The organism is Roseobacter sp. MED193 (assembly GCF_000152965.1).
Lineage (GTDB): Bacteria > Pseudomonadota > Alphaproteobacteria > Rhodobacterales > Rhodobacteraceae > Pseudophaeobacter.
This window is the reverse complement of the sequence record NZ_AANB01000012.1, coordinates 1-18,623: the sequence shown is the minus strand read 5'-3', so window position 1 is coordinate 18,623 and position 18,623 is coordinate 1. Positions and strand designations below refer to the sequence as shown.

The 18,623-nt window shown below is 58.3% G+C and carries 17 protein-coding genes; 10 read left to right on the top strand and 7 right to left on the bottom strand.

Annotated features, from left to right (window positions below; genetic code table 11):
• Positions 1-29: 29 nt before the first annotated feature.
• Both MED193_RS01270 and MED193_RS01265 read left to right on the top strand, forming a co-directional pair.
• Positions 30-2,297 (top strand): NADP-dependent malic enzyme, encoded by a 2,268-nt coding sequence (locus MED193_RS01270; RefSeq protein ID WP_009807806.1) that lies wholly within the window; start codon positions 30-32, stop codon positions 2,295-2,297.
• Positions 2,298-2,366: 69 nt separating this feature from the next.
• A complete protein-coding gene (locus MED193_RS01265; RefSeq protein ID WP_009807805.1) occupies positions 2,367-3,428 on the top strand; it encodes a 3-carboxy-cis,cis-muconate cycloisomerase in 1,062 nt (353 codons plus the stop codon).
• An 83-nt stretch (positions 3,429-3,511) separates the two neighbouring features.
• Here the strand turns inward: MED193_RS01265 and pcaG are convergent, their stop codons facing one another.
• From pcaG to pobA, 4 genes are read right to left on the bottom strand one after another with little or no spacing between them, the layout of a single operon-like run.
• Positions 3,512-4,132 carry a protocatechuate 3,4-dioxygenase subunit alpha gene (gene pcaG / locus MED193_RS01260; RefSeq protein ID WP_009807804.1) on the bottom strand — a complete coding sequence of 207 codons (621 nt, stop codon included), beginning with the start codon at positions 4,130-4,132 and terminating at the stop codon, positions 3,512-3,514.
• 3 nt (positions 4,133-4,135) lie between these two features.
• Positions 4,136-4,864, bottom strand: a complete 729-nt coding sequence (pcaH, locus tag MED193_RS01255; RefSeq protein WP_009807803.1) for a protocatechuate 3,4-dioxygenase subunit beta — start codon at positions 4,862-4,864, stop codon at positions 4,136-4,138.
• Entirely contained in the window at positions 4,861-5,244 is a 384-nt protein-coding gene (gene pcaC, locus MED193_RS01250) for a 4-carboxymuconolactone decarboxylase (RefSeq protein WP_009807802.1), read from the bottom strand. Before pcaC ends, pcaH begins: the two co-directional genes overlap by 4 nt.
• A gap of 21 nt (positions 5,245-5,265) precedes the next feature.
• Positions 5,266-6,435, bottom strand: a complete 1,170-nt coding sequence (gene pobA, locus MED193_RS01245; RefSeq protein WP_009807801.1) for a 4-hydroxybenzoate 3-monooxygenase — start codon at positions 6,433-6,435, stop codon at positions 5,266-5,268.
• A 93-nt stretch (positions 6,436-6,528) separates the two neighbouring features.
• On the opposite strand from pobA, the gene pcaQ reads away from it, so the two are divergent.
• The 7 genes from pcaQ to MED193_RS01210 all read left to right on the top strand — a co-directional run bounded on the left by pcaQ (position 6,529) and on the right by MED193_RS01210 (position 13,361).
• The gene (gene pcaQ, locus MED193_RS01240) at positions 6,529-7,458 is read left to right on the top strand and encodes a pca operon transcription factor PcaQ (RefSeq protein WP_009807800.1); all 930 of its coding nucleotides are present in this window, start codon (positions 6,529-6,531) and stop codon (positions 7,456-7,458) included.
• 112 nt (positions 7,459-7,570) lie between these two features.
• Positions 7,571-7,834, top strand: coding sequence for a DUF6455 family protein (locus MED193_RS23370; RefSeq protein WP_368072265.1), 264 nt, complete (start codon positions 7,571-7,573; stop codon positions 7,832-7,834).
• Positions 7,835-8,237: 403 nt separating this feature from the next.
• Complete coding sequence (locus MED193_RS01230; protein WP_009807798.1) at positions 8,238-9,284, top strand: TRAP transporter substrate-binding protein; 1,047 nt, start codon at positions 8,238-8,240, stop codon at positions 9,282-9,284.
• A gap of 60 nt (positions 9,285-9,344) precedes the next feature.
• Entirely contained in the window at positions 9,345-9,929 is a 585-nt protein-coding gene (locus MED193_RS01225; RefSeq protein ID WP_009807797.1) for a TRAP transporter small permease, read from the top strand.
• The gene (locus MED193_RS01220; protein ID WP_039965690.1) at positions 9,926-11,425 is read left to right on the top strand and encodes a TRAP transporter large permease; all 1,500 of its coding nucleotides are present in this window, start codon (positions 9,926-9,928) and stop codon (positions 11,423-11,425) included. Before MED193_RS01225 ends, MED193_RS01220 begins: the two co-directional genes overlap by 4 nt.
• 14 nt (positions 11,426-11,439) lie before the next feature.
• Positions 11,440-13,176: an FAD-dependent monooxygenase gene (locus MED193_RS01215; RefSeq protein ID WP_317961379.1), complete on the top strand. Its 1,737-nt coding sequence runs from the start codon at positions 11,440-11,442 to the stop codon at positions 13,174-13,176.
• Entirely contained in the window at positions 13,173-13,361 is a 189-nt protein-coding gene (locus tag MED193_RS01210) for a hypothetical protein (protein WP_009807794.1), read from the top strand. Before MED193_RS01215 ends, MED193_RS01210 begins: the two co-directional genes overlap by 4 nt.
• A 20-nt stretch (positions 13,362-13,381) precedes the next feature.
• On the opposite strand, the gene MED193_RS01205 is transcribed toward MED193_RS01210, so the two are convergent.
• From MED193_RS01205 to MED193_RS01195, 3 genes are all read right to left on the bottom strand, one after another.
• Positions 13,382-14,305 carry an AEC family transporter gene (locus MED193_RS01205; RefSeq protein WP_009807793.1) on the bottom strand — a complete coding sequence of 308 codons (924 nt, stop codon included), beginning with the start codon at positions 14,303-14,305 and terminating at the stop codon, positions 13,382-13,384.
• A gap of 113 nt (positions 14,306-14,418) precedes the next feature.
• Entirely contained in the window at positions 14,419-16,350 is a 1,932-nt protein-coding gene (locus MED193_RS01200) for an FAD-binding monooxygenase (RefSeq protein WP_009807792.1), read from the bottom strand.
• Between the two features lie 165 nt (positions 16,351-16,515).
• A complete protein-coding gene (locus MED193_RS01195; protein ID WP_009807791.1) occupies positions 16,516-17,442 on the bottom strand; it encodes a DMT family transporter in 927 nt (308 codons plus the stop codon).
• A 358-nt stretch (positions 17,443-17,800) separates the two neighbouring features.
• Between MED193_RS01195 and MED193_RS01190 the strand changes: the two genes are divergently transcribed.
• The coding region (locus MED193_RS01190) for a site-specific integrase (protein WP_009807790.1) at positions 17,801-18,623 on the top strand (823 nt) is incomplete at its 3' end.

Sequence of the window (18,623 nt, the reverse complement as noted above, 5' to 3'; positions counted from 1 at the left end):
CTGACCATTTGGCTCGACGAGGGAATACCATGACCACCGATCTAAAAACCGAAGCTCTGGATTATCACGCGCGTGGACCGGCGGGGAAGATGCAGACACTGCCCACGAAGCCGATGACGACCCAGCATGATCTCGCACTGGCCTACAGCCCGGGCGTCGCCTACCCTTGCGAGGAGATCGCGGCCGATCCGGCGACGGCGGCTCTGTATACCGCCCGCGCGCACACGGTCGCGGTGATCACAAACGGGACGGCGGTTCTGGGCCTCGGCAACATCGGCGCTCTGGCCTCCAAGCCTGTGATGGAAGGCAAGGCCGCGCTCTTCAAGAAATTCTCAGGCCTCGACTGCGTCGACCTGGAGGTCGATGAAACCGACCCGACCCAGTTCATCGAAGCGGTCGCACGACTGGAGCCCAGCTTCGGCGGCATCAACCTTGAGGACATCAAGGCCCCCGAATGCTTTGTCATCGAAAAGGCTTTGAAACAACGCATGGGCATCCCGGTGTTCCATGACGATCAGCATGGCACGGCCATCGTCACCGCCGCAGGCATTCTGAACGCGCTTCGGCTTGTCGAAAAGCGTATCGAGGACGTCCGGATCGTTGCCAACGGTGCAGGGGCGGCGTCTCTGGCTTGTCTTGACCTTTTGGTGAGTTTTGGCGCTTCCAAGGACAACATCATCGTTTGTGACAGCAAGGGGCCAATCCACACGGAACGGGACAATCTCGATCAATACAAAGGGGCGTATGCGGCCAAGACCAACGCACGCGATCTGGCCGAGGCCATGGTTGATAGCGATATCTTCCTCGGGCTCTCCGTTGCTGGTGCGGTGACCAAGGAGATGGTTGCCAGCATGGCTGACCAACCCATCATTTTTGCGATGGCCAACCCCGAACCGGAACTACGCCCCGAGCTTGTGCGGGAGGTGCGGGACGACGCGATCATCGCTACAGGCCGCAGTGACTATCCCAACCAGGTGAACAACGTTCTCTGTTTCCCCTTCATATTCCGAGGGGCGCTTGACTGCGGTGCCACTGAAATCAACGAAGAGATGAAGCGCGCCTGTGCCATCGGCATTTCCGAAATGACGCGGAAGGCCGCGCCACACACGGTCCTGGCGGCTTACGGCATCGACAGTCTGAAATTCGGGCGTGATTACATCATTCCCAAACCGTTCGATCCGCGTCTCATCATTGAGATCGCACCGCTTGTCGCCGAAGCCGCGATGAAGAGCGGTGTGGCCGCAAGACCGATCGAGGATCTCGACGCCTACCGGGAAGAGCTGCGTCGGCATGTGTTCCGGTCCGGTCTTCTGATGAAACCGGTCTTTGACCTCGCGATGCGTAATCCCGTTCGGATTGCATTCGCGGAAGGTGTCGAAGAGCGTGTTCTGCATTGTGCAGATCAAGCCATCCGTCAGGGCATCGCCAAGCCAGTACTGATCGGATCAGTCGAGCGGATCGAGGCGAAGATCAAGGACCTTGGATTGAGCCTGGCGAACGGGACGGACATTGAAATCGTCGACCCGCACACGATGGATCGCAGTGCGCTGTCAGAGGACCTGCACAAGCGAATTGGCCGCGACGGGATCAACGTGGTCGAAGCCGAACGCTGGGTCAGAAACGACCGCACCGTGCTGGCGAACCTTCTGCTCGCGCATGACAAGGTCGACGCGGTCATCTGCGGCACCGGCGGACGGTTCGGACACCAGCTCGGCATGGTCGAGAAGATCATTGGCCGAAGGGACGGCGCGCGTGCGCTGTCGACGCTGAACGCCCTAGTCATGGCCAAGGGTACGATCTTCATTGCCGATGCTTATGCAAATCTCGATCCGACGGCAGAGGACATCGCCGAAATCGCCATCCTTTCGGCACGTGCTGTCCGAAGGATGGGTGTCACCCCACGCGCGGCGCTGATCAGCCACGCCAATTTCGGAGATCGACCCAGCCCGTCTGCCGTCAAGATGCGTCAGGCGCTCGATCTCTTGCGCGGGACATCTGTCGACTTCGAGGTTGATGGAGAAATGCACGTCAACGCGGCCCTCGACCCCGCGCAGCGCGAACGTGCCTATGCACATTCCACGCTTAAGGGCCCGGCAAACCTTTTGGTCATGCCCAACGCGGATGCCGCGCATATAGCGCTCAACCTCCTGCGTGAAATGGGTGAGGGTGTTTCTGTTGGGCCGATCCTTGTTGGAGCCGCCAAGCCGGTTCACATCGCATCGCAGTCAGTGACTGTGAGGGGACTGTTGAACTTGACCGCCCTAGCGGCGGTCGATGCTGCAAAAAACAGTGCCTGAGGTCCGCATCGCAATACCCGCGAGGAGAAGGTTCTGGGCGATGGCGTCTTTTTTGGTAACAATCACAGCATGACGAACCCGTTTCTTCAATCCGGCCTGTTCGGCACCTTGTTCCGTGATCAAACCATCGCGGCTGAATTCGGCGTCGATGCATTTCTGGCCAGGATGTGCCGCTTCGAGGTCGCTTGGACGCGGGCTTTGGAGGCAGCCGGGCAAATCACCCGCTTCGAAGCAGATGCTGCGGTTGAGGTGATTGCCCAGTCCTCTTGGCGCGACTACTCAGCAGCGAGCGACAAGGATGGACTGCCTGTCCCCGGCCTGGTTGCGTCCTTGCGGGAGGGCCGCGAGACGCGTGTCGCGAGTGCAATTCACACGGGCGCCACAAGCCAGGATGTCATCGACACAGCCATGGTTCTCACTTGCCTGAATGTTCTGGACGAGTTGGAAGATCGACTGGCAACTCTGGTCGATCGGTTGGAAACCCTGCTTGATGCGTCGCGCGACCTGCCGCTCATGGCACGAACGAGGATGCAAGCCGCCGTCCCTGCAACGGTTGGCTTGCGCGTGTCATCCTGGCTGCGCCCATTAGTGGACCATCAGTCCCGGATACAGGCGCTGAGACAGGACCTTGCGAAAGTGCAGGTTGGTGGAGCCGTCGGGAAGCGTGACACGCCAGCCGATCATGCAGAGTTGGTGGCCGAACACGTCGCCCACGCCCTTGGACTGTCTCTTGGACCGGTGTGGCACACAGATCGGACGTCTTTGGTTGGCTTTGGTCACTGGCTCACTCTTGTATCTGGCAGCCTTGGCAAGATCGGTCAGGACATTGCCCTGATGACCCAGCAGGGGGTCGATGAGATCGTTTTGGACGGCGGTGGTGGATCATCGGCGATGCCGCACAAACAGAACCCCGTTCTGGCCGAGGCCATTGTCGCATTGTCGCGCTTTGTCGCGCATCAACAGGGGCTGCTGGCTCAGTCGATGATCCACGAACAGGAACGCTCCGGGTCGGCCTTGGCGCTGGAATGGATGACCTTGCCCGCCATGGCAGAAGCAACAGGAGCATCCTTGCGTCACACAGACGGCCTGATCGCGTCAATCAAACGGATCGGCAGTCAGCAAACAGCGTAAATGACCGCGATGGGCATGGCCGTTTTGCGACCACAGCGGCGTTTGGCATCCGTCGTAAGAGCGAAAGATGCCAAACGGGTTTTTCAAACGTCGAAGAAGACCGTTTCGTCCTCGCCCTGCAACGTGATGTCGAAGCGGTAGACCAGCACACCATCCCGTTCGCTTCGCTTGGCAACAAGGGTGGCCCGCCGGTGTTCCCATTCGATCAGGTTCAGCACCGGATCCTTGGCGTTGGCCTCGACCTCGTCGTCGAAATACATCCGGGTGTTCAGGCCGATATTGATGCCGCGCGCCACGATCCAGAAGTTCAGATGCGGCGCTTGCGTTCCGACGTTGCGCCCCCGGGTCTTGCCCGGCTTGACCGTGTCGAAGCCCCATTCACCGGTCTCGAAATCGGTGATGACGCGCCCCCAGCCACGGAAGCCGTCTTCGACCGGGCCGCCGCCCTCCGGATGGGCATGGTGGCCCTCCGCATTGGCTTGCCAAACCTCCAGCAGCACATCCTTGATCGGCGCGCCCATGCCGTCGATGACCCGCCCCTCGACGCGGATGCGTTCGCCCTTGGCATTCGGTCCCGCGATGTCCCAGCCCAGCTCCTGCTTGTAGATATCGAAACCCGCCGCGCCGGGTGCCAGGCCGATATGCACATATGGTCCAGCGGTCTGCGATGCGGACTCCTTCAGGTAATTCAGTTGCTCCGACATGGTTCAGTTTCCTTCCAGACGGTTCTCGAAAAGTGTGGACCGGCGCCCGCGCAGCACGATGTCAAACCTGTAGGCGATTGTGTCGAGCGGGATGCTTGCCTTGAGATCGAGCTTGGCTGTGAGTTGTTCGATGGCATCGGGATCCGGAATTGTTTGCACAATCGGGCAGATCGGAATGAGCGGGTCGCCCTCGAAATAGCACTGCGTGATCAGGCGCTGGACGAAGCTCGAGCCAAAGACCGAGACATGCACATGCGCGGGCCGCCAGTTGTTGACCATGTTGCGCCAGGGATAGGCACCCGGCTTCACGGTGCGAAAATAGTAATAGCCGTTCTCGTCCGTGAGCGTCCGGCCGCAGCCACCGAAATTCGGCTCGATGGGGGCAAGGTAGGTGTCCTTCTTGTGCCGGTAGCGTCCGCCAGCATTGGCCTGCCAAACCTCGACAAGGGTGTTCGGCACGGGTTTCACGTTCTCATCCAGCACCCGTCCGTGCAGGATGATGCGTTCGCCGATCGGGCTTTCGCCCGCCTTGGCGTAATTGGTCAGCAGATCGTTATCGCCCGCGTCAATATCGTTGTGACCGAAGACCGGGCCGGTGATCTCCGAGACCGAATTTTGCAGACTGATCAGCGAATAGCGTGGGCTGCGTGCGACAGATGTCTTGTAGTTCGGGGTCAGGGCTGGCGGATGCACAGACCGGTCCCGTTGGTAGAACTCTCCCGGTGTCGTCATGATGTCATTTCCTCCATTTCCGCGTAGGTTGATTTGGCCAGCTTGATGGCATGATTGGCTTTTGGCACGCCGGCGTAGATTGCGACGTGTAGCAGTGCCTGCATCACATCGTCTTTTGACGCGCCGGTATTGGCCGTGGCGCGAATGTGCATCGGGATTTCCTCGAAATTGCCCGTGGCCGCCAACAGGGCGAGCGTCAGCATCGACCGCTCCCGGCGGCTGATGCTGTCATCGGCCCAGACCGTGCCCCAGGCGCCTTCCGTGATGAGCGTTTGAAACGGAAGGTCGAAATCTGACTTTGCCGCCTCTGCGCGGTTCACATGGGCATCGCCCAGAACGGACCGCCGGGTCGCCATGCCTGTGTTATATCGATCAGTCATCTAGCTGCCTTTCGGTTCAGATCAGTAGGGCAGGCCGACGTAGTTTTCGGCCATCGCCTGTTGCGCGGCCTTGTTGCTGCGCAGAAATTCGAGATCGGCAATCTGCATCTTCAGATCGAACTCGGACTGGTGCGGATAGCGGTGCATCAGCGATGAGAACCACCAGCTGAACCGTTCCGCCTTCCAGACGCGCTTGAGCGCTTTCTCGGAGTAGCTGTCGATGCCCTCGCGCGACCCGGTCTCGTAGAACGCGCGCAGACCATTGTAGAGATAATGCACGTCCGAGGCCGCCGTGTTCAGCCCCTTGGCCCCGGTCGGCGGTACGATGTGGGCGGCGTCCCCACAGAGGAACAAATTGCCATAGCGCATCGGCTCGGTGACGAAGGACCGCAGCGGTGCGATGGATTTCTCGATTGAAGGACCGGTCACAAGTTTTGCGGCCTGGTCTGCCGGAATGCGCCGTTTCAGTTCTTGCCAGAAAGCCTCGTCAGTCCAGTCCTCCGGTTTGTCGCTTAGCGAACACTGGATGTAGTAGCGGCTGAGGTTTTCGTTGCGCATCGAGCAGAGCGCAAATCCACGGGTCGAGTTCGCATAAATGAGCTCGTGGTTGACAGGCGGCGTTTCGCTGAGAATGCCGAGCCACCCAAACGGGTACACTTTCTCGTATTCCCGGCGCACATCGAGCGGGATGGTCTGACGGCTGATCCCGTGGAACCCATCGCAACCAGCCACAAAATCACAGTCCACGCGGCGCGGCTCGCCGCCGACAGTGTAGGTGATATAGGGCGCGTCGCTGTCGGCGTTGTTGATGACGACGTCTTCGACCTCGTATTCGATGATACCACCAGCCGCTTCCCGGGCGGCATAGAGATCGCGGGTGACCTCGGTCTGACCGTAGACGATCACCGGCGTCCCCGTGTGTTCGGTAAAATCAACGCGGAACATCTCGTCGCCGTAAGACACCAGCGTGCCATCGTGCACATAGCCCTCGGCATGGAGCCGTTCCGCGCACCCCGCTTCCTCCAAAAGCCGCACCAGCCCTTGTTCCAGCACACCCGCTCTGATCCGGCTCAGGACGTAATCCTTGGTTTTGCGTTCCAGAACGATGCTCTCGATGCCGCGAGTGTGCAGCAGTTGCGACAGCAGAAGACCCGAGGGGCCGCCGCCAATAATTGCGACTTGGGTTTTCATGACACTCTCCTCATGTTCTCCAGCATATTCTCATGTTGAAAACGGCATGAAAAATGAAGAAAAGTGGTTTTGAGTTTCTTTTATGGGAAAGTAATGGACCGACGCATCAAATTCCGGCATCTCGACACCTTCAGCGCAATCGCCCGCGCCGGCAGTTTCAAGAAGGCCGCTGCCGAGCTGAACCTGTCGCAACCTGCCATCTCCAAGGCGCTCAAGGAACTCGAGGGGATCTTGGGCACCGACCTCATGGAGCGAGACAGGTCCGGCATCAAATTGACCCAAAAAGGTGAGGTATTCCTGCAATTCGCAGAGCAATCGACGGCCGCCCTGCGTCATGGACTTCGCAGCGTGCGAACAAGTGGCGATGCCAAGGAACACCTCAATATAGGGGTTCTGCCAAGTGTGGCCTCTGGCCTTCTGCCGGCCGCCGTTTCTGCCTTCCTGAAAGGGAACCCCGATACACTCCTCGAGGTCCACGAAGGACCCCACACCGACCTGACGTCTCGACTCAGAAGCGGCAAGCTTGATCTGGTGGTCGGGCGGCTTGGCCGACCCCAGTCCATGCAAGGGCTGGTGTTTCGACAACTCTGCTCCGAGGAGGTTGTTGTGGTCGCCGCTCCCCAGAGCAACGCCAGGTCGATCCATCGGTTCGAAGACCTCGACCGGTTCAGGGTACTATATCCTCCACAAGACTCGGCCATTCGTCCGCTTGTGGCACGCATGTTGATCTCAAGAGGCATTCCCCTCTTTCCCAACCGCATCGAAACCGCATCCGCCGCATTCGGGCGCGCCCTGACTCTGGCGGATCCAAATACTGTTTGGATCATCAGCCGCGGCGTTGTTCTTGGCGACATCGAAGAGGGGAGACTGGTTCGGTTGGAGGTCGACACGGGACCAACCGTTGGTGCGGTCGGCATCATGAGCATTGCAGACGATGTTCCAACACCTGCAATCCGGGCGTTCTCCAGCGCGTTGATACGAGCTGCAAACCGGGGCGCAGAAGCGAATGCAAACTCCGACTAGCCGGTAAAGATCGTCTCTTCCGATACAGTGCGCATCCTCGTGCTCGAGAACCAAAACCGAATTGACCTGAATCAAAGTAAGTATGCGTATCAAATGCCATCATTAAGGTCTGATGATATTCCTATCTTTTGGAGGCAATGCCATGATGCTCGAGAAACTCGAACAAAGCTGCGCCCTGATTCACGGAATGGCCGACCGCCTCGGATGTGATATTCCAGGTGCGGTCGCGAGCGACCCCGTGAGTCAGGCAACCGCCTATCGCTCCGCTGTCCTGCGCTGCAATGCGTGCCGACACCATGACGACTGTCAGCAACTGCAGAACACAAACGACAGGTTGGACATAGCTCCAGATTACTGCCGCAACAGTTGGGACTGAGACCCTAAAGAACGAACCTATGCAGACAAGACGGTGGGCTGGTGCCAAGGCTCACCGCTGCAAATAGACATCGTGGACTGGCCTGAGACCTATTCCTGTGCCATGCGTGCTCCGCGTGACGCGCCCCGACCCGTGACAGTTGTTTTAAAACCCCTTTCTTGAGCTGTAGCGGCGCTTCAGTTGCGTCGAATAGCCTCAACCGCTCTGTGCGAAAACTCACACCCTGCGGGCGCACACACCACTCAAAAGGTATCACCCGAGACCGTGACAGGTTCCCTTGGTCAGGGCTTATCTCCCTTCAGTTTTCGCGATCTGGGAGGCACTCGCGAACGCGTCTTCGGGCGCGTGTCGAAATGACGGACAAAGAATGCTGCCTCGATAGGGGTCAAAGGGAGGAACTCATATGACCATGCTGAAAAAAACCCGGAATCTATTGCTTGGTTCTGCCGTCGCGGCTATGGCGGCAACAGGTGCACTGGCTCAGGAAGTCACGCTCAAACTTCACCAGTTTCTACCGGCTCAGGCCAACGTCCCGAAACTCGTTCTCGACGTCTGGGCCGACAAGGTCGAAGCCGACTCGAACGGCCGCATCAAGGTCGATCGTTTCCCCTCGATGCAGCTGGGTGGTAAGCCCCCGGAGCTGTACAGCCAGGCCGTCGATGGAATTGCCGACGTCATCTGGACCGTGGTGGGCTACACGCCTGGCCGCTTCCCCACAACCGAAGTCTTTGAGCTGCCCTTCTTCGTCCAAGATGCCCGCGCAGCTTCGTGCGCTTTCTGGAAGATGCACGAGGAGCACACGCGGGACGGTGAATTCAAGGACACCAAGATCCTGGCGACCTGGGTCCATGGCCCCGGCGCTTTCCACACGTCTGATCCTGTCGAAAGCCCGGAAGATCTGCAGGGTATGAAGATCCGTGGCGGTTCTCGCCTTGTGAACAAATTGCTGGAACAAGTTGGTGCGACGCCTGTCGGTCTGCCGGTGCCCTCGATCCCCGAAAGCCTGTCGAAAGGCGTCATCGACGGAGCAACCATTCCATGGGAAGTTACCACCGCACTTAAGGTTCCGGAACTCGTCGAGTTTCATACCGAGTTCGAAGGCGCAGGCCTCTACACGCTGACTTTCGTCGTTGCCATGAACCAGGCCAAATACGACTCGCTGCCAGATGACCTCAAGGCCGTCATCGATGCAAATGCGGGTCTTGAATTCTCGGTCTTCGGCGGTGGAACGCAAGCCGACGCTGATGGCCCGGCGCGGCAGATCGCTGTCGATAACGGCAACGAGATCTACACGGTCACCGACACTCAGCCCTGGCTCGATGTGGTCGAGCCAGTTTATGCCGAATGGGTAGCCGACATGGACAGCAAGGGCATCGATGGTCAGGCACTGATTGATCAGGCGCGCGCGCTGATGTCCGGCGAATGCGCCGGCGCCAACGCCAAGTTCTGATTGCCAATCGCACCGCCGGAGCGTTTTCCGGCGGTGCTCACCTGCCTGGGGAGGAGCACCATGCATACGTTCTTTGACGGTCTGGCGCGGACTTTCGCCAGGCTGGGTGGTTATGTCCTGACGATTCTCATCGTTCTGACATGCCTTTCAATTCTGGGCCGATCCTTGAACACCATACTCAATGGAGAGTTTATCCAATCGGTCATGCCCGGGCTTGCAGCTGCCTTGTTGAATACAGGGGTCGGGCCGATCAAGGGCGATTTCGAAATTGTCGAAGCCGGAATGGCTTTTGCGATTTTCGCCTTTTTGCCGCTGTGCCAACTGAACGGTGCGCACGCATCCGTCGATATCTTCTCTTCGAAATTGCCTTTGCGGGCGAACCGGCTGCTTCGCGCAGTCATCGAAGTGGTGTTCGCTGCCGTCCTCATTCTCATCGCGTGGCAACTCTTCGAGGGCATGCAAAGCAAGCGCAATTCGGGAGAGACGACATTCTACCTCGAGTTTCCCATCTGGTGGGCCTACGCCGTCAGCCTCGTGGCTGCGATCGTGGCCGCCATTGTTTCAATCTACGTGGCAACAATGCGGGTCGTCGAAAGCGCGACGGGTAACCGCGTGCTGCCGCCCGAACTGGAGGCGGACCATTGAGTGATCTCATGATCGGGCTGCTATCTTTCCCGGCCCTTCTTATTCTGATCTTCCTTCGCGTTCCGATCGGCCTTGCGATGTTTCTTGCGGGTCTGGTGGGTCTCGTCGCCGTGACGGGCGATACCACTATTCCCTTTGCGCGGCTCAAGTCGGAGACCTTCGGAACCTTCTCCAATTACTCACTGTCAATCGTTCCGATGTTCCTTCTGATGGGCTATTTCGCGACCCTTGGCGGCATGAGCCAATCGCTGTTCAAAGCCGCGGAAAGTTGGCTTGGGCATCGAAAGGGCGGTGTTGCGATGGCGTCTGTGGGGGCCTGCGCCGGGTTCGGTGCAATCTGCGGATCATCCCTCGCAACAGCGGCCACCATGAGCCGCGTCGCGTTGCCCGAGTTGAAAGCCTATGGTTATGCTGGCGGTTTTTCCACCGCCACACTCGCCGCTGGTGGCACTTTGGGCATCTTGATTCCACCATCCGTTGTGCTGGTGATCTATGCCATTCTGACCGAGCAAAACATCGCCAAGCTGTTTCTCGCGGCCTTCATTCCAGGCATTCTGGCTGCGGCCGGATACATGATCACAATTGCGATCTACGTCCGTATCAACCCGGCCAACGGCGGCACTACGCGCGCGCGGATGCCTTACCTTGATCGCTTTCGAGCTCTGTTCGATGTATGGCCTGTGCTTCTGGTGTTCTTCCTTGTTGTCGGCGGCATTTATCTTGGTTGGTTTACACCGACCGAAGGCGCGGCCGTCGGAGCCTTCGGGACCGGATTGATTGCCTGGCTTGCTGGCGGACTGACGCGAACAACCCTTTCCGAAAGCTTTTTCGTGACCGCTCGTGCCTCCGCGATGATCTTCTTCATCGTTCTTGGGGCAGCATTCTACAACGGTTTTCTGGCCTTGACCCAGCTACCACAAGAGGCCGCTTCATGGGTTGGAGGGAGCGGTCTGAGCCCCTGGTTGATCTTGATGATCATCCTCGTGTTCTACCTTCTGCTTGGGTGTCTCATGGACAGTCTGTCGATGATCCTCCTGACCATTCCGATCTTCTGGCCAATCATGCAGGAATTGGATTTTGGCTTGGTCTCGATGGTCGAGTTGCAGTCCGCCAAGCTGGATGATCTTGTCGCGAGCGGTGCAGAGATATCGGCATCTGTCTTGCAGGAAGCTCAGGCGCTGCTGGCAAGTGGGCAGGAGCTTTCGCGTGAAATGACGCGTGAGCTTGGTCTGCGCGGTGTGAACCAGGGCGCACTGAACCGTGTCAATGTCGAATACACGGCAATCTGGTTCGGGATCCTTGTTCTGATCGTGGTCGAAGTCGGCCTCATCACACCTCCCGTAGGCATGAACCTCTTTGTTATCAACGCGATGGACAAGAAGACACCGATGGTCGATACCTATAAGGCTGTGCTCTATTTCGTCGGATCGGATCTTATCCGGGTGATGATCCTTGTGGCATTTCCCTTCATCACACTGGCATTGTTGCCTCTTTAATCAGCGAAAATCACTTGACCCCTTGGTATGCCACGCCGAGGGGTCGAGAACTCTGCCTCCTTTGGTCTGGCCGCCGAAGAAAATTCGTATCTTTTTCAAATCCTGGGGAGAACCGGAAATTGAGACCATCAGGCCGAAGCGAGACAGATTCTCTTTACTTCACGTATCCGGAATTCGACGCACCTGATGTTTCTTGGAGGAACGCCGAGCGCAGCGCGCCGGTGGCAATTGTCGGCGCAGGACCAATCGGCATGACAGCCGCGCTTGCGCTTGCCAGGGAAGGCATCCGTTCCGTCGTTTTTGACAACAAGTCCACGTTCAACGACGGCAGCCGGGCGATCTGTATCGCGAGGCCCAGTTTCTATATCCTGGAGCAGATCGGTGCCGTTGAACCGTTTTTGGAAAAAGCGCTAGGCTGGACAACCGGCCGGTCTTTCTTTCGCGGCGACCAGATTCTGGAATTCCAGATGCCGGACAGTAAAGATGAGAAATATCGCCCGATGTACAATCTGCAGCAGCAGTATATCGAGCAATTCTTATGGCAGACCGTCGAACGCAGTGATCTGATTGAAGTCCGTTGGCAAAGCGAAGTCATCGGTGTCGAGGATACCGAGACGGGCGCGCGCCTGACCGTCTCTGACCCGCATGGGGATTATCCGTTCGAGGCGACCTGGATCCTTGCATGTGACGGTGCAAGAAGCCCGATGCGCAAGATGCGCGGCCTGCGTCTCAAGGGAGAAAACTTCGAAGGCCGGTATGTCATCGCCGATATCCGAATGGCGCACGATTATCCAACGATCCGTCGTGCCCTGTTCGATCCGGAATGTCGTCCAGGCGGGACAGTCCTGATCCACAAACAACCCGATGACATCTGGCGCATCGACTACCAGTTGGGCGACGACGAAAACACCGAAGACGCGATCAAAGAGCAGACCGTGCGCGATAGTGTCACCTCCGTCCTGCGCGATATCGGGCATGATGGTCCGTGGGAACTAGAGTGGTGGAGCGTCTATTCCGCCAACACCCTCGCGCTTGATGATTACCGCGACGGTCGGGTGTTTTTTGTGGGCGACAGCGCCCATATCGTGCCAATCTTCGGTGTCAGAGGGTTGAACAACGGACTCGCGGATGCAGCGAATATTGGTTGGAAGCTTGGCTGGGTACTGAACGGCAAAGCGAGTGAGGCGTTGTTGGACAGCTACACGCCTGAACGGCGCGGCGCGACATTGGATGTTTTTGCGAATGCATCAAAAAGCGCGCGTTTCATGACGCCCAACACGCAAGGCTGGCGGATCATGCGGGATGCCGCACTTTCCCTGGCGTTGACCAAGCCATTTGCCGGAGAGCTGGCCAACCCGCGCCAGATGACCGCGTTCACCTATGCAGACAGCCCTGCCGTACTCCCCGACGATCCAGCATTCACCGAAGGCCCCAGCGTCGGCGCACTTATGCCGGACATGCCGCTGGGGGGAGCCTTCTTATCAGACCGCCTGGGAGCAGGGTTCAACGTAATTTGCTTCTCGCAGGAACTGAAAGAGCAGCTCGCTGAGCTGTTGCCATCTTATGACGCTTTGTGCGTCATGTGCCTGCCGTTCCCTTGCGCAATATCAGATAAATTGGGAGCAGGGAAAATGACGGCCTACCTCATTCGGCCCGACATGCATATCGCTGCACGTTGGAAGGAGACCGGCGCTGAAACGATTTTCAACGCGCTACTGTCCGTCACTTTCACAAAGGGCACCGGGCAATGACACAGCAAGAGCTTGAAGATGTTTACGCGGCTTTGGCGCACAGGATTGACGCGGTTGGCCCCGACAACTGCCAGCTGTTTTTGGCGAAACTGTCTCTGCTTTTGGCCTATGAAAACGGCGATGCAGAAAAGGTCGCGGATTGCATAGACGCAGCAGCAGCTTCACTGTCGCTAAGGGACATCTGAAGCGCTACTGCATCGCTGTTTCAGAAAAGAAAGCCCAAAACGACCGGGACAGTGACAGCACCAAGCAGGGTGGACATCACGATCGCGGATGCACCCACGTCTCCCACGGAGTGCCGCCCGCAGAACGCAACAAACGATAGGAAAAGCGGCATGCAAGCGAAGAGAATTGCGTCGCGGGTTACAGGGTCCGCCCACCCAAAGACAGCCCAGAACGCGACCCCCACGACCAGCGGATGTACGACAAGCTTCGTCAAAGTAACAGCCAGGACCCGCGGGCCGCTTCGCGACATTCGAAACTGCAGGATGCTGCCGCCTATCACGAAGAGCGCGACGAAAGGGGCGGCAGAGACGATCGAGGTTACGACCTGATCCCCCCAACCCGGAAGCGAAAGCCCCGTTGCGAGAAAGGCAAAACCCCCAAGGAGACCTAGCACGACAGGGCTCCGGAATAGCGCCTTGAGTGCGGTTGATAGCGCGTTTCCTTCGTGGCGTTCCTCGGCCAGCAGCGCAAGCGTTGTGATCAACGGCATAATGATTGCAACCTCAGCAAAAACGACCCAGGCAAAGGCTTCCGCAGCGCGGCCCGGAATGAAAGCCGATGCGATCGGGAAACCCAGAAATATGGTGTTCGCGGTCGCACCACCCAAAGCAAGGATGACGCTTTGAGGCTGCGCTTCCCGAAAGCCGTACCGCAATAGCACCCAAAGAAACACGACCGACCCAAGCGACCCGGCGGCGTAAGTTACCGAATTGAGCCAGGAGAAATCCGAAAGCGACTCGCCATTGGTAATCGCGGAGAACAGCAGAACCGGAATGCAGGCATTCATGACGAACTTGTTCAGGACCGGCAGTCCCTCTGTCGGAAACCACCCGCGCCACACGAACAAACTGCCGATGGCAATCATGGTGAAGATGGGAAGCATCAACAGAACTACATCGGTCATGGTCTCTCGCCTTAAGTGATGAAAAGCAGGATCGGTCAGGGCTGCATAAACACTCGAAAAATGGAGTGCGCCGCGCTTGAGCCAAGCGCAGCGCGGATGGATCCTTCGGCCGTTTACGCTTCGTCTCGTGGTTTGAATACTCCGTCAAAGAACGCCGTCAGGTCGTCGAAGGCATCCAGTGGCAGGATATGAGCGACATATTGGTCAGGGCGAACGACGATCGTGCAGCCTTTCGTCCGGTCGATCCCGCGCATGTCGTAAATGTCGTCTCCAAGCTTGTGATCGACGCAAAAGACCTTCTCGAAATCGCGCAGGCCGTAACGACCCTTCGCAGGACGCAGGAGGGACGGCATCGCTTCGTAATTCAGCGACTTGAAGTCCTGCTGAAACACAGCGCGCAGGTCGATGAGACCGTCGATGTCCTCGGTCTTGCGCGTGAACCGCTGCACCGGCGAGGCAGGATCGCTTTCCAGCCACGCGCAGAGCCGATCAATGGCGCCACCCGAGGTTCCCACATCGTCCTTCCCCGCGAAGGCATATAGGCGCCAGCGCCCGTCAGCCTGGGCCACATGACCCAGGTGCAGGGGCTTTGCATCGGAAAGCCGAAGCACAGGGGCCGAATGAAACCGTTTCCCGATGATCTGACCTGTCGCAAGCCGCTGATGCTCCGTCTCAGCAATGATACGCGACGGATCGTAGTGCACGGCAAGCCCGCCGGTGAATTCGAGGTTCTCGATGAACTGTTTCTGAAAGCGGGGCATGTCGGTGCCATCGAGTTCGGATTCGCCCGGAGGCGCACTCATCACCCGCGCCCATTTGTGATCGGTCTCGACGAGGCGCTTTGCCTCTTCCAGACGCTCGGCGGAATAGCTGTGCAACAGGCTGGCGTCGGCCCGGCCCGTCAGCACATGCGCCAGCTTCCAACCAAGGTTGAAGGTATCGCCCATCGACACGTTCATGCCCTGGCCGGCCTTGGGGCTGTGGGTGTGACAGGCATCACCCGCCGTGAAGACGCGCGGATTGCGTGTGGCGGTTTCGCCTTCGGGCACATCGTCGAACTTGTCCGTCAAGCGGTGACCGATCTCGTAAACTGACCACCAGACCACTTCTTTCACGTCGATAGTGTAGGGCCGCATGATCCGGTTCGCGGCGGCGATGATGTGGTCTGACGTCAGGTTGCGGTTCGAAACCCGCTCATCCGGGTTGAGCTTGTCGAGTTCTACGTACATCCGGAACAGGTATCCGCCCTCACGCGGGATGATCAGGACATTGCCCTCTTTGGCCGACTGGATCAGGCATTTGCGGCGCAGGTCCGGAAAATCGGAATTGGCGAGAATGTCCATCACACCCCAAGCCTGGTGCGCGGCGTCTCCATGCAACTTGCCGCCGATGGCTTTGCGCACATTGCTGCGCGCGCCATCACAGCCGACGACGTAATTCGCCCGCAAGGTCAGCGTTTCCCCTGCACTGCCGTCTTCTTTGACCCGCTCAAGCGTCACGGTCACTGGGTACTCCTCCGCGCCCGTGTCGATCTCAATGTCCAGAACGCGGAGGCCGTAATGCGGTTCGAGCCGTGTCGGCGATTTTCTCATGACATCGAGGAAGAGCTGGTGAATGCGTGCTTGGTTCACGATGGTGTGCGGCATTTCCGACTGATCGTCGGCGACATCTTGAGCAATCCCGACGCGCGTGATGTGGTCGGAATTGCCCGGGTCGGGCTTCCAGAAGGTGGTCTGGTTGACCCAGTAGGCCTCACGCTTGACCTTCTCAGCGAACCCAAACGCCTGGAACATCTCCATCGAGCGGACATTCACTCCGTCAGCTTGTCCCTTTTCCATCGGGCCATGCTTGGGCTCGACGATCATCGTGGTAATCTCGGAAAATCCCGCCAATTGCGCCGCAAGGCAAAGGCCGGCCGGGCCGCAGCCCGCAATCAAGACGTCGACTTTGTCTGGAATTGCACCGTTTAGAGACCGATCACGACCGGGGGCAGGGGCTTTGACGTCAGGATCGCCGGGCCTGAAGCCATCGACATAGTATTGCATCGGTTTCCTCCACTTTGGCAGCTCGCAGCTTTAATTAGTATCTATACTTACTATATGAAAGCTAGATGGGGTCCTTTGCGGTATGGGGCGAAATGACACTCTAAGCATTTTCGGCTATGCCGACGTTCATCCACAGCGCGGCGGATTCAACGATCGAGCCCGAACTTACTTTTTGGGCTTTCTCGCAATAACTGTTGTTACAGTACGCGTCTTCCGGCTTCTGGTAATCGCTATCGCGCCCAAAACCAGGGCGCAGGCTACGGCTTGGTGCATTGTGATCACCTCATCAAATGCAATAACTCCAACCGCAAACATCGTCGGCAATTCGATGCTTCCGACGACCGCAGTTTGGGAAGCGCCGATCAGGGGCGAACAGATCGTGTAAACGAGCTGCGGCACAAGTGCCGTGATCAAACCAATTCCGACAATTAATACCCAGTCGGACTGCCCCGCCGGGAGCAACTCTGCGATGTCGGCACCAGCCATCAGCGGCAAAAGCCCAAGAACCGATCCCAAGGAAACGGAGGCAATGCGTGCAAGCGGCGGGATGCGGGACAGCCTGTGGACCAAAACACAAATACCGAAGCCAAAGCCGAAGGGGGCTGCCAACGACAACAAAAGCATAGGAATGTGCTGCAGGGGCACCGATGCAGGCGAGCCTGCTATAATGGCCGCTACCGTAATGAGGCCTGAGGCGAGCAAAGCGCGCTTCGTAGGTGCATCGGAGAAGAAAGCCCAGGCAATGACCAGCGTGAAAACCGGGTAGGTCATGTAAAGCACGCCCACTGTCGATGCGGGCAGTGTCTCCAGAGCCATCACATAGCCAATCCACCCCAGCCCCATCACCGCCCCAGCTGAAAGACCCCAACTAATTTCGCTCCACGCTTGACGGTGCTTAAAGAGAACAGGCAGCAGCAGAATTGCAGCTACGATGTAGCGATAGAATGCGACGGCATATGGTGCGATGCCCTGCTCGGTCAGCCCCCGGCTGAAGTAGGGAACCAATCCAAAACAAACTGATGCGAACAGAACACCGGCAATCGCTAGCGCGTACGGTATTGCTGGTCTGCTTTGTGTTGATGCCGTTGCCATGCGCAAGAGTTAACACGGGTTTGTGTTTCTTGCAGCGGAGATTCATCGATCGGTCGTTTTGTCCCGCCTCACTGCTAGTCCAAGCCCGACCAGGTGAAGAGCCGCGGTCTCGGAGATCAGCCATTCACGCCTAGCGCGGCGAACTTGCGGTGTGAGCCCAAACTAACCGAGTGAGGGACGGAGGACTTCGCAATTGCAGCATAAGCCGATCCGGCAAGAACGGCCCGAGGACTAAGCCGCTCCGCGGCAATGGCGCTTGCGGCTGATGGATTGAGCCCTCCGTAACAGCGCGCATTTTGCGATCTGACTGACTTGTCTGACGATTGGGGCCTTCTCAATCAACCGACAGGAGGTTCCCATGACAGAGGAGAGAGTAACCCCGCTGCGCCAGCGGATGATCGATGACATGCGCATCCGTGGGATGGGCGAGAAGGCGCAGAAGTCCCACATCCGGGCGATCAAGGACTTCGCGGCCTTTCTTGGGCGGCCACCCGACACGGCGACACCGGAAGATCTGCGCGCGTATCAGCTGCACATGACAGACAGCGGGGTGACCCCGTCGACGTTCAACGTGCGGATCGTGGCGCTGCGGTTCTTCTTCAGCATGACCTGCGGGCGGGAGGAGATGAAGCGCTACATGCAATTCCGCACCGAACCGCGCAAGCTGCCCGTGGTTTTCAGCGTCGAGGAGGTGTCCGACATCCTGATGGCAGCACCCGGACCGGGGCTGAAGTATCGGGCCGCGCTCAGCATCTCTTACGGCGCAGGACTTCGGGCGTCCGAGGTCTGCAACCTAAAGATCAGCGATATCGACAGCGACCGGATGCTGATCCATGTCGAGTTGGGCAAGGGCCAGAAGGACCGGAAGGTGATGCTGTCACCCGGCTTGCTGGAGTTGCTAAGGGCCTGGTGGCGCGAGGCACGTCCCGAAGGCTGGCTGTTTCCCGGCAAGCCGAAGATCAACCCGATTTCGCCGCGTCAGTTAAGCCGCGCTTTCACCTCAGCCAAGCATATGGCAGGGGTCAAGAAGCCGGCGACATTGCACACGTTGCGACACAGTTTTGCCACCCACCTTTTGGAGCAACACCGACGTGCGGGTTATTCAGTGCTGCTCGGCACCCAGCTGACGACACTGCGCGATACACTCATGTGGCACAGACGATCCGCGACACTGTCAGCCC